This window comes from Acinetobacter bouvetii DSM 14964 = CIP 107468 (assembly GCF_000368865.1).
Taxonomy (GTDB): domain Bacteria; phylum Pseudomonadota; class Gammaproteobacteria; order Pseudomonadales; family Moraxellaceae; genus Acinetobacter; species Acinetobacter bouvetii.
Map to the genome: position 1 here is coordinate 139,723 of NZ_KB849728.1, position 14,216 is coordinate 153,938.

Sequence of the window (14,216 nt, forward strand, 5' to 3'; positions counted from 1 at the left end):
AGCGTATGATGTGCACAATTTAAATTTTGAGTGCTCATTTTATGTCCAATTGGTTTCCCAAATGGCGCCCGTATGAAGGCAGTATCGATGCACGTCCAGTTGGCACCAATGAATATCTGCCGCCTGCGCAAAGTGTTGTATTGGGCATACAGCATGCCTTTGCCATGTTCGGGGCGACGGTTCTTGCGCCGTTCTTAATGGGCTTTGATCCAAACTTGGCCATCTTAATGTCAGGCCTGTGCACCATTTTGTTCTTTATTATCACGGGCGGCCGTGTGCCAAGCTATTTGGGATCAAGCTTTGCCTTTATCGGCGTCGTGATTGCCGCCACGGGCTATGCAGCGTCTGGCACCGGTGCGCCGAATGCCAATATTGCCATGGCTGCCGGCGGCATCATGGCCTGCGGTATTTTATATGCTATTTTCGGCTTCATTGTGATGGCGACTGGCACCCGCTGGATTGAAAAACTGATGCCGCCTGTAGTCACAGGCGCTGTAGTGATGATTATTGGCTTGAATCTTGCGCCAGTGACCGTTAAAGGCGTGATGGGCAACAGCTTTAATATGTGGATGTCACTGGTGACTGTGCTGTGCATGGGCTCCATTGCCGTATTCACCAAAGGCCTATTGCAGCGCTTGCTGCTGCTGGTCGGCCTGCTGCTGGCTTATTTAGTTTATTACATCGTGTCCAATGTCATGGGATACGGCACGCCGATTAATTTTACGCCGATTCAGCAGGCGGCTTGGTTTGGCGTACCGCATTTCCATGCGCCTGAATTCAACGTCAATGCCATGCTGATTATTGCCCCAATTGCCCTGATTCTAGTGGCGGAAAACCTGGGCCATATTAAAGCCGTCAGCGCCATGACCGGTGAAAACCTGGATCCCCATATTGGCAAAGCTTTTGTGGCGGATGGCGTAGCGACCACCCTTTCAGGCGCTGTCGGCGGCCCAGGCATGACCACGTATGGCGAAAACATTGGCGTCATGGCAGTCACCCGCGTCTACTCCACCATCATCTTTGTGGTGGCGGGCGTATTTGCAGTATTTCTGGGCCTGTCTCCAAAATTTGGCGCCATCATCCATACCATTCCAAGCGCAATTTTAACCGGCGCATCCATTGTAGTCTTTGGTTTAATTACCATTGCCGGCGCAAAAATCTGGATTGAAAACAAAGTCGATTTCTCTAAAAATAAAAACCTGATGGTGGCAGCCGTGACCATTATTTTAGGAACCGGCGACTTTGCGCTTCAGTTCGGCAGCTTCAATTTAGGCGGCATTGGCACTGCAACATTTGCAGCTTTAATTCTGAACTGGTTCTTCAGCTTAGCGGATAAATCAGAATAATTTGACGCTTCAAATATAAAAAGCAGCCATTTGGCTGCTTTTTTCATATCCGCATTTTTTGTCTGCCGATTTTGAGTAAAATAAAGCCTTCTTATAAGAGCAAGAATGCATGCGCTTAGATCTGTTTGACCTGCAGCTGGTGCTGAATATTGTAGAAACCGGCAGTCTGACCAAAGGCGCTGAGCGCTCTGCCATTTCGCTGCAGGCCTGCAGTGAGCGCATTAAAAAAATGGAACAGCGTTATGCGGCCAGTTTATTTACCCGCCATGCTTCCGGCGTAAAGCTTACGCTGGCAGGCCAAACTTTCGTGGAACATGCACAGCAGATCCTGCAGCAAGGCCGGCAGCTGGAACAAGCCATGGCGCCTTTTGCGGCGGGGCTCAGTTCCAGCATGGTGCTGTGGTGCAATTCTTCTGCGCAAAGCGAGTATTTGCCCCTGCTGCTGCCGCAGTATTTATTGCAGAACCCCAATGTGCAGATTGAACTGAAAGAGGCGGAATCCCATGATATTGTGGCCGCCATCGAACAGGGTACGGCGCAGCTGGGGCTGATTTCAGGATTTTTCAGATCCAGCCAGCTGCAGACCTTGGAATTTGCCGATGACCCTCTGGTGCTGATTTTCCCGAAAGCACATGAACTGACAGGCCATGCGCCAATGCCGCTGGCTCAGACTCTTGGCTATCCTTTTGTCGGGCTGATGCAATATCACTCCTTGCAGCAGTCCATTGAAACGCAAGCCAAACAATTAGGCTCCCGCATTCAATACCGGCTGCGCCTGCCTAACTTTGCCGCTATTGCTCAAGTGGTCGCCAACGGCGTAGGCGTTGCCATCATGCCTAAACGGGCGGCCCTGCGCCTGCAGGCGCTGTATGCTTTTGACACTGTAGATTTAACCGGTGACTGGGCCAACCGGAAACTGATGCTGACTGCCCGCAGCTTTGATGATTTGTCTACGCCGTATCAGCATTTCAGCCAATTTTTAATTGCGCAGCACAGCCTATTAAAGCTGGATTAAATCCAGCCGAATTGATGCAGCATCATATAGCCGCCAAGGGCAATCAGCCCTGCAAAAAAGACCTTGCGGAATTTCTGCTCCGGTATGCGGTAACGGATTTTTTTGCCTGCCCACATGCCGATTAAAGCGGGAAATAAAGCAATCAAAGACATTTGGTAATCCAGCGGCATATTATCGACAGGATTCTGCTGTAAAAATACGGCAAGGCAAATGGTCGATGTCGTAAAAGCCAAACCCAGCGCCTGCACGAGGTCATCCCGCTTCAGCTGCAGCCCTTGCAGATAAGGCACCACAGGAATCACTACAACGCCAGTCGCTACAGTAAGCGCGCCGCCTAAATAGCCAATAATGGGCGACAGCCATTTTTCCTGCCCGGCAAAATTCGGCAGTTTTTTTGCACATAAGCCATAAAGCCCATATAAAGCCAGCATTGCCCCCAAAAGCGCTTCACTTTGAAATTCGCCATGGCCTAAAGTCGGAAAAACACTCCAAATCGAACCGGCAATTATGCCCAGCAGCAAAGGCCAAAAACGCTGGACCAGCTGTAACACCCGCCCTTCAGCGAATAGCTGCCAAAAATTAGTGACCATTGAAGGAACGATCAGCAATGCCGCTGCCTGAAACGGACTGATCACCATGGTCAGCAGCCCCATCGCAACGGCAGGCAAACCCAGCCCAATCGCGCCTTTAATCATGCCGGCAATGGCAAATACCGCAATGACAAACCCAATCATCTGCTTACTCGTTTCATGTTTAGCGCTATGCTAAAAAATTCTGCGCCAATCAAAAATCACTGTTTTTGGAATCCAGCCTCAATTAAATATTGAGGCTTTGCTGTAATCTGCATTCTGCCGCAATAAAAAAGCGCCCATAGAGGACGCTTTTTTTAAATGCAGGTTTAAGGCTTGCATAAAGCTCAGTACACATCACGGCGGTAGCGCTGTTCTCGGCGCAGCTGCTCCAGTTGCGCCGCGCCTAAAATTTCAGTCAGCGCCTCATCCACCCCTTGCGCCATCCCCTGCAGGCTGCCGCACAGATAAATATAAGCGCCCTGATTCACCCATTCGCACAGCTGTTCAGCTTTTTCCGCCAGCGCATGCTGCACATATTTTTTAGGCTGATGATCGCGTGAAAATACGGTATCCAGCGTATGCAGAACACCGCTGTTTTTCCAGTCTGAAAGCGGCTGTTCAAACAGAAAATCGAACTGCTGCTGCCTTTCGCCAAAAATCAGCCAATTTTGGCAGAATCCCCAGGCATGGCGCTGCTGCAAATGCGCCATCAATCCCGCAATTCCGGAACCATTGCCAATAAAAATCATTGGCTTATCAATTTTTTCCAGATGAAACGCTGGATTCGTCCGGATATGTGCAGTGACGCTTTCTCCTAAAGCAGCGCTCTCTGTCAGCCAGCCCGAACCGACGCCTAAGCCCTGTTCTGTGATTTGCTGGCGCACCACCAGTTCCAGCTGCTTAGACTCAGGAATCGAAGCAATGGAATAATCCCGTAGCGGCAGCGGCTCAAAACGTGTGACCCACTGGCTGAAGCTTTCATCCGGCTGACGTAAAGGCAGCTGGCGCAGATTTTTCAGCTTGAGGGCATCGGCCGCAGCCTGATCAGAATCAGCTGGATGCCGCTCTAAAAAACGCTGAATCTCCGCAGCGCCATTTGCGCTTTGCACTTCCAGAATATCCCCAGACTGCCACTGCTGATTGTGCACAGACAGCATGATGCGGTACATTGCGCCACCGCAGCTGCCTGCGTTCAGCAGCTGCCGATCCTTCAAGCGGAAATCTGCCCACTGTTTTTCTTCATGCGCCATGCCCAGCTGCAGCTCCGCTGCTTTTTCAAGATGGTGTGTCCAAGTGTTCAAATCTGCCGCTGAAGACTGATCAACACAGACCAAATCAAACCATGGCTGCGCCTGCTGCTTCAGCAGCCATGCATTCAGCTCCTGCCCAAAATGGCAAAAATTGGCATAACGGCGGTCGCCAAAGGCCAAAACAGCATAAGACATCTGAGACAAATCAAAAGACTGCGTGAGAATCTTTTGCTGAAAGGCCTGTGCTTGATCTGGCGCATCACCCTCGCCATAGGTGCTCACCATCCACAAAACTTTGCAGGCCTGCGGCAATTCCTCAGCGCGGATGTCATGGATATTCACGCATTTTGCGCCCGCGCCCGCTTGCCGCAGCTGCTGTGCGGTGTGCTGCGCATACTGTTCGGCTTGACCTGATTGGCTGGCGTAAATAATGAGATACTGCTGAGGGTCAAGTCTTCGCGTCTGTTTTTTTTCAGCACGCCGAGCATACAGCAGCCAAACTAAAGCCAGAAAATGAATAAACAATAAAACCGCAAAAAAACTCAGAAGCAGAAGGGCTGCATGTGTCATATCAAATGCCCTATACAGCCGACCAAATTAAAGCGATCAGCACCGCAAGGCTGGCCGCCGTCAGCAGCAGATTCTGCACTAAACGTGACTTGATGCTGAGGAATAAAATATAGCCCGCCAAAGACAGCGCCAGGATTAAGATCGCGCTGATATCAATCAGCCAGCTCCACGCAGCGCCGGCGTTTTTGCCGCGGTGCAAATCACTGATCAGCGACACAGCAGATGCCGGCTTTTGCGTAATCTCAACTTCGCCAGTATCCAGCAAAGCCCAAACATCTGTAGAGCCGGCAGGGCTTTCCAGACGGATCATCACTTCGCCATCCAGCACTTCACTGCTTTGATAGCGGCCGACAATAGCTTCTTTTTGACGGACATACGCCAGCAATGCATTAGAAGGATTTTCCTGCTTCTGCAGGGCCTGAAGGACATCTTCAGGCAATTCGATTTTGACTGTTTTTTCGTCTTTTTCTGGATCAAACCATTCGGGATGATTCAGCAGCAGGCCGGTCAGGGAGAAAAACACCAGCACAATAAATGCGAATGCAGACAGCCAGCCATGCACATAGCGTGCATGGCGGTAAAAATCACGGCGTTGGTACACGGTTTAAACCTTCATCATCCATCAAAAAATTAATGGATTTTTTGGAAATTCATTTTGACACTGCCAATTTCAGTTTGCGCTGGCAGGCTTTGACTGGAATTTTTGGCTTTCACATCTAAATTCATCATTTGATAAGAGTGATCGCCATGCTCCCGGGAAGTTTCAATATGCACAATATATTGACCGGCAGAGACAGCTTTGCCGCTGTCATCTTTGCCATCCCAGGCAATTTTGTATTGGCCCGGCTGGCGTGAGGGCTTGGCAACCGCATCCAATTTTTCCATTTGACGGCCATAGCGGCGCCACCACACATAGTTGGAATTAATCCATTGTTCGTTCTTGCCCCAGACCGCCAAAGTGCGGACCAGTTTTTTATTGGCATCCGTCACCCAAACCGAGACATACGGCGCGCGGTATTTTTCCACATTAATTTTCGGAATGACCAAATCAATCGCCGCTTGATAGCCGGATGGCCATTTTGCCGATGACGCGCTTGCCACAGCCTGCATTTCTGGCTGCGCCGCTTGACGCTGCAATAAGCCATTCCAGCCCGCGCTTTGATAAGATGCGCCGCTGCGCATGGTCAATTTTGCTTCATAGCCGGCCAAAGCTTCAATCAGCGCCAGGCCCTCTGCAGGCGGCATAGCAGCCAAAGCCGTGGCTAAAGCATCGGCATCCGCTGCGCAGGTGCCGACAACCACGCATTGCTCAACCTGCTGCAAAGGCAGGCCTGTTTTCGGATCGAGCAGATGCGATTGACCTGCCAATGCGCGGTAGCCTTGACCGCTGAATGCCACAGCCTGATCTTTAAGCTGCAGCACCTCGCTTGGCACAGCCAAATCATGATGATTAAACGCATCCTGCACGCCGATGCTCCAGCCGTCCTTCTGAGGCGCGCTGCCCCATACACGGATGTCTCCGCCGATATCAATCAGCAGGCCTTCAGCCGCAGGCACTTTTTGACGGGCAGCCACCATGGCGCGGTCAATGATATAGCCTTTGGCATAGGCATCTGGCGCAAATGACACCGCAGCATCCATCTGGATCCGCTGCGCAGATTCATCCATCTCCACGTTGTCCGGCTTCAATAAATTCAGCACCTGCGCATGGGTTGCTGTATCCAGATCTGTGATGCCTTGCGATTTTTCCCATAGGCCAATCAATTGACCTAAGCGCGCGTCAAATGCGCCGCAAGTTTTATCGCGCCAAGCTTCACAGGCGGCAATCACTTCAAAGAGTTCAGGGGAAACCGCGCCGGCTTTGTTTTTATTCAGGGCGGTAATTTCGCTGTCTGCCCGCCAAGTGGAAAGTTTCTGATCCATGCGGGCAATTTCAGTTTGAATCGCGTCTAGCGCCAATTTGGCCTCTTGCTTAGAGACCCCTGTCACCACCACATCTAAAGACGTGCCCAAGACATAATCGCGGTGAAAACGGTGCGCTTGCGCCGCTTGCTGTTCAAACTGGCCATCTTCTGCTTTTTGTTCCGCCGCCAGCACGCTGATTGGAGAAATCAGCGCCAGCGCTACAACCAATGGCGTTAGTCGGAATGCTGTCCGTGCAGGTTCATTTTTATTAGCAGTAAATGGCATACTGATTCTCCAAAATATTTTCTGAATTTTATTGATAATGATAGTAGTTATCAAGTAGATTACGACCGATAATTTCGATTTAAATTTGGAGTATGGTTCAATGAATCATTGGTTAAAAATTGCTTTGCTCTCTTCTTTGCCGGTATTGAGCCATGCACATACTGTCAGTCCGTTCATCCTGCCGGACGCATTTGATATAAGCAGCTCGAATGTCAGTTTCCAAAGCGCATTAACGGTGGAAAAATTCTTTGTTCCAAGCAATAACTTTAAAACCAGCTATATCATTACGCAGCCGGGCGGCCAACAGCTTGCGCTGGATGCGGCCGCATCGTTAAAGCGCTTTAATGTCGCTGAATTCAGCCCTGCTGATGAAGGCACTTACCGCATTCAGACAAAGGATGCGGTCGGCAACAGCGGAAAATACGCGCTGATTGACGGCCGCTGGCTGCGTGTCCGCCCGATGCGCGCTCCAATGGCTCAGCAGGCAAAAGCGCCTGAAGCGCCCAAAGCCGAAGCGGCGAAAACCCCTGCGCCTGCCAATGCACAGCCTCCGCGCATGATTGCAGCTGACCAAGTGCCTGCCAATGCGCCAGTATTCGAAGTGAAAAATACGCTCATTGCTGAAACTTACATTACCAAAGGCAAGCCAAGCGCAATTCCAGCGCCTTCAAATAAAGGCTTTGAGCTGAAACTGCTGACTCATCCAAGCGAACTGTATGCAGGCGAAGCCTTAAAAGCGCAAATCCTCTTCAATGGCAAAGCTGTGCCGAATGTAGAAGTGGATGTCTTCAAAGGCACCGGCAGCTTGGATGCTGAAAAAACCAAAGAGCTTCCTGCAGTGAAATCCAATGCGAAAGGCGAAATTGAAGTGAAATTCGAAAAAGCCGGCGTTTATTTAATTACTGCGGCGTATCCTGAAGCCAACCCGGACAATACGAAAAAGCCGCAAGCGGAATCGTTTACTTATGGCTTAACTGTAGAAGTTGCTGAATAAGCTCAAATAGCAACTGCGTCAAAAAGCTCCGATACTGGAGCTTTTTTGTTTTTCTAGCGCTTGATTAAGGCCTGATTTCCTTTAATTCACGGCGAATGAAATGCTGGATCATTTCACGGTAAAGATGTTCAACCAAATCCGGATCAACCCCTTGGGCCTCCGCTGCGCTGCGCACTTTTTTAATGACCTCATCCGCCCGTTCCGGTGACTGCACATCCTGCTCAGTCCGTTTAAAACGCACAGCCTGATCCACATAAAATTGACGCGCCGCAATCAATGCTATCAGCGCTTCATCAATCACATCGATTTGCGCGCGGGCTTGTTCTAAAGATTCAACTTTCTCTTTGTTCATGCGGCTTCTGTTCACTGTCAGCTGTGTTTTCACTTTTATACTTCTCTTCTAACACATTACTGAAAATACTTTCAATCATCCAAACGCGGTATAAACTGTTAAAGACATAGCTTTGCCCGTCAATGCGCAATTCCAGCACAGGAAAATCGGGCTGAGATTTCATTTCACAATGCATATCGTTTTCCTTCAGCATTGCTTCTACATCCTCTTCAGTCAGCGCGGCAATGCCCAAGTCCTGCTGCAGCTGCTGAAAATGCGCTTTAAAGGATAAATCCCTGCCCTTGGTCCACACCGCCTGCAGAATGTGGTACATCGCCTCAATGCGCTGCTCTTCCGGAACGCTGTAATACAGCTGCGCCATATACAGCGTCGCAGCTTTTGTCGGACGGCAAAACGGCGTAAATGCCACTTCTGTCCGCTTAGACAAGCGGGTCGCCAAACTCCAGTCAAACAGGTCGCGGCTATGGTAGCTGAGCGGATAGACATTCAGCTGAATATTATAAAAATCAGCCAATTCCTCTTTAATATAGGCCAGCAAGAGCCACGAAATCGGGTCTTCCAGCGCAATATACAAATCCAGCTCCGGATCCAGCGCCTGAATTTCATTCAGCTCTTCCGCATCACTGATCAGATGCTCGCGCCATTCAATATGATTGATCAGGAAAATCGGATTATCCGTCAGCAGCTTCTGCTGCTTTAACCGGCGGGTTAAGCGGAGCAGGTCATCTACCGCATGGTATTTGCGCCCGCCAAATTCGAAATAGCTCGCCAGCACGGGCATTTCGCCAAAGACGCGCTCCGGGAAATGCTGCGGCTGATGATGGCGGCTGGCCATGGCGTGCAATGTGCGCAATTTGCCATACTGCTTTTGCCACAGCATATGGAACACATCTTCCAGCAAATACAAAAAGTCCTGACCGCGCAAAGGCGTATTGCGCAATATGGTTTCCGCCTGCTGCAACGCTTCAGCAGTCGGCTGTTCAGGCGTGTCATGAAAGCTGAAGCGGTGCTGCTTAGACAGAATTTGGGCATCGTTTAAGCAATACTGCTGCCATTCTGCGCCAGACATGTGATTGGGCGGTTCACCGCTCTGGCTGGAGATATAGACTTTTAAGGGCTTCAGTTCATCACTGAGGATTTCTTCCAGCTGAGGCAGCTGCTGGGCAGCCAAGTAGCTGTAAACATCATCTAAACGCAGGTAAACGCTTAAACCTTGTTCCGTGGGTAACACCGTTTGCCGAGTCGGTTTTTGATAAAACCAGCTCGATCGGATTGGATCAAACCAACGGCGCAGCAGTGACATGAGATTTGCCTCGAAAAAATAAACCCTTGCAGGACTACAAGGGTTTATAGCAACTTGTTAGAGAATGATCAATTATACATCTAAATTCAGATCCGTAACTGCTCCTTTCTCAGCCCCTGAAGTCAATTTTGCAAACTTGGCTAAGGCGCCATGGATATAATTCGGCTTAGGCTTGACCCAAGCCGCCTTGCGGGCTGCAATTTCATTTTCCGACACATGCCAGGTCATTTCACGGGTTTCGGCATTAATGGAAATTTTATCGCCATTTTTAACCAGCCCAATCGGCCCGCCTTCATACGCTTCCGGCGTGACATGGCCAATCACGAAGCCATGGCTGCCGCCGGAAAAACGGCCATCGGTCAGCAGCGCCACAGACTTGCCTAAGCCTTTGCCAATAATCGCAGAGGTCGGTTTCAGCATTTCCGGCATGCCCGGCCCGCCTTTCGGCCCTACACCGCGGATGACCACCACTTCGCCTTCCTGCACTTCGCCATCCAAAATGCCGCGCATGGCGCCCTGCTCACCTTCAAACACCCGTGCTGGGCCTTCAAAGAATAAGCCTTCCTTGCCGGTAATTTTAGCGACCGCCCCCGTTGGCGACAGGTTGCCTTTCAGCACGACCAGATGCGAGTCTTTTTTAATCGGCGCATCAAAGGGCAGAATAATCTGCTGGCCTTCCGGATAGTCTGCGACATCCGCCAAATTTTCCGCCAAGGTTTTGCCCGTCACCGTTAAGCAAGAGCCGTCCAGCATGCCGGCATTCAGCATGCGTTTCATTAACGGCTGAATGCCGCCAATCGCAATCAACTCCGACATCAGGTATTTGCCTGATGGGCGCACATCCGCCACCACTGGAATGTCTTGACCGATGCGGACGAAGTCATCCAAGCTGAGTTCCACGCCCGCCGTATGCGCCATGGCAATCAAATGCAGTACGCCATTGGTTGAGCCGCCCAAAGCAATCAGCACTTTAATGGAGTTTTCAAACGCCGCTTTGGTCATAATGTCACGCGGCTTGAGATCGAGGCGCAGCAGATTCATGACCGCTTCGCCTGCGCGCTGGCAGTCAGCCAGTTTATCCGCCGAAACGGCTTCCTGCGCCGATGATCCCGGCAGGCTCATCCCCAAAGCTTCAATCGCGGAGGCCATCGAATTAGCGGTATACATGCCGCCGCAGGAACCCGGGCCTGGCAGTGAAACTTCTTCTATCTGCTTGACCTGGATTTCATTGATTTCGCCTTTGGCATACTGCCCCACGGCTTCAAACACCGAAATCATGTCGGTATGCCCTGCACCCGGCTTAATGGTACCGCCGTAAATAAATAAACCCGGACGGTTTAAGCGCGCTAGGCCCATAATGCAGCCCGGCATGTTTTTGTCACAGCCGCCAATCGCAATCACACCGTCATAGGCCTGACAGCCCACCACGGCTTCAATGGAATCGGCAATAATTTCCCGTGACAGCAAAGAGTACTTCATGCCTTCGGTGCCGTTGGAAATGCCGTCAGAAATGGTGATGGTGTTGAAAATAATGCCTTTGCCGCCAGCAGCATTCACGCCGAATTCCGCTTCGCGCGCCAAGCCGTCAATATGCATATTGCACGGCGTCACATTGGCCCATGTTGATGCAATGCCAATAAAAGCGCGGGTAAAGTCTTCATCCTGAAAGCCTGTTGCGCGCATCATGGAACGGGCTGGCGCATTTTCAATGCCTTCATAGACAGGGGCTGAATGTTCGCGGATATTTTCTTTAATCATTGTTATGTTCCTTGGCGATGACTGATTTTAAGCTTCAGCCTTTGGCGAATTGTTTTGCATTTATTGTATAGAAATAAGACAGCGCAACATAGTGAACCTCTTTCAAAAATCCAAAATGATCACTAAACCGCTCATAAAATGAATATTGAAAGCCTCTTCTTTTTTCGGGATGAGGAGCATGCTCCGCAAAAGGATGAAGTTTTTTTTCATATCAATCCTCTCCCTAGCCCTCTCTTTTTAAAGCAGAGGGAACGTCCATTCTTTCCCCTCTGCAGCGCATAAACCAGCGGAAGCAAACGCCATTTATGATATTTGATACGCGGCAAGACCATCTGCAGCGGTTCGAAGCAGGACTAAAATTAATATCGAATGCTTCCGTGATTAACTGAAAAAATGTGGGTATTTAACGAGTTTTGCAGTGAGGAGCAATGCTCCGTAAGATGGTTTCCTTGCAAAGCTTCGCTTCTCATTTTGCCAAAACAAAAGTAACATTTGCTTAAAAAAGATAGGGCACCGTCGTACCCTACCGTCCAATTTAAAAACTTAGATTGTACGAACTGTATATTTCATAAAACACATCATATGTACCATATAAAATTTCATTATAAAAAAAGTATTGATATAGACCTTAGATTGTTTCCCATACAGCCTCAAATTACCTGATTAATTTCTAATATTATCTCGTAGGCGCTTTTTACTTTTGACAGGCCAAAAGTAAACAAAAGCCCTTATTTGCCCGATATGGCATCCCTGCCATACGGACAAACGTGCGACTTCCTGTCGCACCCCTACTTAACAAAAACTGGGAGTTTGAAAATAATTTTTTGCATAAAAAAGCACCCCATGCGGAGTGCTTTTTGACTTAAAAATCTAAACTTTAGATTTCACGTACTGCGCCTTTAGAAGCACTTGTGGTATGCATCGCATACGCTTTCAAGGCTTTAGAGATTTTACGCGGACGCTCTTCCGCAGGCTTCCAGCCTTTCGCTTCTTGCGCTGCACGGCGCGCTGCCATGGTCGCTTCATCAACGGCTAAGTGGATGGTGCGGTTTGGAATATCGATTTCGATACGGTCGCCATCTTCCACCAAACCAATCGCGCCGCCTTCAGCCGCTTCCGGAGACACGTGGCCGATCGACAGGCCTGATGAACCGCCAGAGAAACGGCCATCGGTGAGCAATGCACAGTCTTTACCAAGGCCTTTCGATTTCAAGTAGCTGGTTGGATACAGCATTTCCTGCATGCCCGGGCCGCCGCGCGGGCCTTCGTAACGGATCACTACCACGTCACCGGCTTTAATTTCATTGCCCAAAATGGATTCAACTGCTGAATCTTGGCTTTCAAAGACACGCGCTGTGCCGTTGAATTTCAAGATTGAATCGTCAACACCCGCCGTTTTGACAATACAGCCATCCAATGCAATGTTGCCGTAAAGCACTGCTAAACCGCCGTCTTGTGAGAAAGCATTGGCAGCGTTACGGATCACGCCATTTTCACGGTCACCATCTAAACGTGAATAGTAGCGGTTTTGTGAGAATGCCGTTTGCGTTGGCACGCCGCCCGGCGCCGATTTAAAGAAGTTGTATACATCTTCATCTTCTGTACGGATGATGTCCCATTTGTCCAAAGCATCTTTCAAGGTTTTTTCATGCACGGTCGGTACGGAAGTATCCAATAAACCGGCACGGTCCAATTCGCCCAAAATGGACATGATGCCGCCGGCACGGTGCACATCTTCCATATGCACGTCTTGTTTTGCCGGTGCAACTTTACACAATACCGGCACTTTACGTGACAAACGGTCAATGTCGGCCATGGTGAAATCAACTTCAGCTTCGTGCGCTGCCGCCAATAAATGAAGCACTGTATTGGTTGAACCGCCCATTGAAACATCAAGCGTCATTGCATTTTCAAAGGCTGCTTTAGTGGCAATTGAACGCGGCAATAAGCTGTAATCGTTTTGTTCGTAATGGCGTTTGGTAATTTCAACAATCAATTGACCCGCACGCTCAAATAGTTTTTGACGGTTGGCATGCGTCGCAAGTGTCGAGCCGTTGCCCGGAAGGGATAGACCCAAAGCTTCGGTTAAACAGTTCATTGAGTTTGCAGTAAACATGCCTGAACATGAACCGCAGGTTGGACATGCTGAACGTTCATATTCAGCCACTTCTTCATCGGTGAAGCTGTCATCGGCTGCGACAATCATGGCATCGACAAGGTCAATCGCGTGTTCATTGCCGCGGATTTTGACTTTACCCGCTTCCATTGGCCCGCCAGAAACAAACACCACCGGAATGTTGAGGCGCATAGAGGCCATGAGCATTCCCGGGGTAATCTTGTCACAGTTCGAAATGCAGACCATGGCATCGGCGCAATGCGCATTCACCATGTATTCTACAGAGTCTGCAATCAAGTCACGTGAAGGCAGTGAATACAGCATGCCGTCATGCCCCATCGCAATACCGTCATCGACCGCAATGGTATTAAACTCTTTGGCTACACCGCCTGCCTGTTCAATTTGGCGCGCGACCAATTGACCCAAGTCTTTCAAATGCACATGACCGGGAACGAATTGCGTGAATGAATTGACCACCGCAATAATCGGCTTGCCAAAGTCTTCATCTTTCATCCCCGTCGCACGCCATAAACCGCGTGCGCCAGCCATATTTCTTCCGTGTGTCGATGTTTTTGAACGATAGTCAGGCATTATATATTTCCAACAAAGTTTGAGCTTGAAATGAATCAGACAGATTCATTTTGGCTAAATCATACTGACCATGATGTTAAATCAGCCGAATTTTACACATATCATACTACAAGCCATTGTTTTTCAAGATGACCCATTCGTTGAATAAAATGGCAGATA

The 14,216-nt window shown here is 49.6% G+C and carries 11 protein-coding genes; 3 read left to right on the forward strand and 8 right to left on the reverse strand.

Going from position 1 to position 14,216, the window contains the following annotated elements:
* The first annotated feature begins 41 nt into the window (after positions 1 to 41).
* Positions 42 to 1,346, forward strand: a complete 1,305-nt coding sequence (locus tag F941_RS13535; protein WP_005012313.1) for a solute carrier family 23 protein — start codon at positions 42 to 44, stop codon at positions 1,344 to 1,346.
* Between the two features lie 109 nt (positions 1,347 to 1,455).
* On the forward strand, positions 1,456 to 2,361 hold the full coding sequence (locus F941_RS13540; protein ID WP_005012314.1) for a LysR family transcriptional regulator: 906 nt from the start codon (positions 1,456 to 1,458) through the stop codon (positions 2,359 to 2,361).
* Here F941_RS13540 and F941_RS13545 read toward each other — a convergent pair.
* From F941_RS13545 to F941_RS13560, 4 genes are all read right to left on the reverse strand, one after another.
* Complete coding sequence (locus tag F941_RS13545; protein WP_005012315.1) at positions 2,358 to 3,095, reverse strand: sulfite exporter TauE/SafE family protein; 738 nt, start codon at positions 3,093 to 3,095, stop codon at positions 2,358 to 2,360. The genes F941_RS13540 and F941_RS13545 overlap by 4 nt on opposite strands.
* A 182-nt stretch (positions 3,096 to 3,277) precedes the next feature.
* Complete coding sequence (locus F941_RS13550; protein WP_005012316.1) at positions 3,278 to 4,753, reverse strand: sulfite reductase subunit alpha; 1,476 nt, start codon at positions 4,751 to 4,753, stop codon at positions 3,278 to 3,280.
* Between the two features lie 10 nt (positions 4,754 to 4,763).
* Entirely contained in the window at positions 4,764 to 5,354 is a 591-nt protein-coding gene (locus F941_RS13555; protein WP_005012318.1) for a PepSY-associated TM helix domain-containing protein, read from the reverse strand.
* Positions 5,355 to 5,383: 29 nt separating this feature from the next.
* Positions 5,384 to 6,943 carry a DUF2271 domain-containing protein gene (locus F941_RS13560; RefSeq protein WP_005012320.1) on the reverse strand — a complete coding sequence of 520 codons (1,560 nt, stop codon included), beginning with the start codon at positions 6,941 to 6,943 and terminating at the stop codon, positions 5,384 to 5,386.
* A gap of 100 nt (positions 6,944 to 7,043) precedes the next feature.
* On the opposite strand from F941_RS13560, the gene F941_RS13565 reads away from it, so the two are divergent.
* Complete coding sequence (locus F941_RS13565; RefSeq protein WP_005012322.1) at positions 7,044 to 7,937, forward strand: DUF4198 domain-containing protein; 894 nt, start codon at positions 7,044 to 7,046, stop codon at positions 7,935 to 7,937.
* Between the two features lie 64 nt (positions 7,938 to 8,001).
* On the opposite strand, the gene F941_RS13570 is transcribed toward F941_RS13565, so the two are convergent.
* The 4 genes from F941_RS13570 to ilvD (F941_RS13585) form a co-directional block, all read right to left on the reverse strand.
* On the reverse strand, positions 8,002 to 8,289 hold the full coding sequence (locus F941_RS13570; protein WP_018573157.1) for a chorismate mutase: 288 nt from the start codon (positions 8,287 to 8,289) through the stop codon (positions 8,002 to 8,004).
* Positions 8,270 to 9,592, reverse strand: coding sequence for a hypothetical protein (locus F941_RS13575; protein WP_005012326.1), 1,323 nt, complete (start codon positions 9,590 to 9,592; stop codon positions 8,270 to 8,272). The genes F941_RS13570 and F941_RS13575 overlap by 20 nt, the downstream gene beginning before the upstream one ends.
* Before the next feature lie 72 nt (positions 9,593 to 9,664).
* Positions 9,665 to 11,350 carry a dihydroxy-acid dehydratase gene (gene ilvD / locus F941_RS13580; RefSeq protein ID WP_005012328.1) on the reverse strand — a complete coding sequence of 562 codons (1,686 nt, stop codon included), beginning with the start codon at positions 11,348 to 11,350 and terminating at the stop codon, positions 9,665 to 9,667.
* Between the two features lie 877 nt (positions 11,351 to 12,227).
* Positions 12,228 to 14,057 (reverse strand): dihydroxy-acid dehydratase, encoded by a 1,830-nt coding sequence (gene ilvD, locus F941_RS13585; RefSeq protein ID WP_026253472.1) that lies wholly within the window; start codon positions 14,055 to 14,057, stop codon positions 12,228 to 12,230.
* Positions 14,058 to 14,216: the final 159 nt, after the last annotated feature.

Excerpts from the sequence above, each read along its gene's own strand:
- F941_RS13535 (WP_005012313.1), top strand. The coding sequence starts at position 42 with ATGTCCAATTGGTTTCCCAAATGGCGCCCGTATGAAGGCAGTATCGAT.
- F941_RS13540 (WP_005012314.1), top strand. The coding sequence starts at position 1,456 with ATGCGCTTAGATCTGTTTGACCTGCAGCTGGTGCTGAATATTGTAGAA.
- F941_RS13545 (WP_005012315.1), bottom strand. The coding sequence starts at position 3,095 with ATGATTGGGTTTGTCATTGCGGTATTTGCCATTGCCGGCATGATTAAA.
- F941_RS13550 (WP_005012316.1), bottom strand. The coding sequence starts at position 4,753 with ATGACACATGCAGCCCTTCTGCTTCTGAGTTTTTTTGCGGTTTTATTG.
- F941_RS13560 (WP_005012320.1), bottom strand. The coding sequence starts at position 6,943 with ATGCCATTTACTGCTAATAAAAATGAACCTGCACGGACAGCATTCCGA.
- F941_RS13565 (WP_005012322.1), top strand. The coding sequence starts at position 7,044 with ATGAATCATTGGTTAAAAATTGCTTTGCTCTCTTCTTTGCCGGTATTG.
- F941_RS13570 (WP_018573157.1), bottom strand. The coding sequence starts at position 8,289 with ATGAACAAAGAGAAAGTTGAATCTTTAGAACAAGCCCGCGCGCAAATC.
- F941_RS13575 (WP_005012326.1), bottom strand. The coding sequence starts at position 9,592 with ATGTCACTGCTGCGCCGTTGGTTTGATCCAATCCGATCGAGCTGGTTT.
- ilvD (WP_005012328.1), bottom strand. The coding sequence starts at position 11,350 with ATGATTAAAGAAAATATCCGCGAACATTCAGCCCCTGTCTATGAAGGC.
- ilvD (WP_026253472.1), bottom strand. The coding sequence starts at position 14,057 with ATGCCTGACTATCGTTCAAAAACATCGACACACGGAAGAAATATGGCT.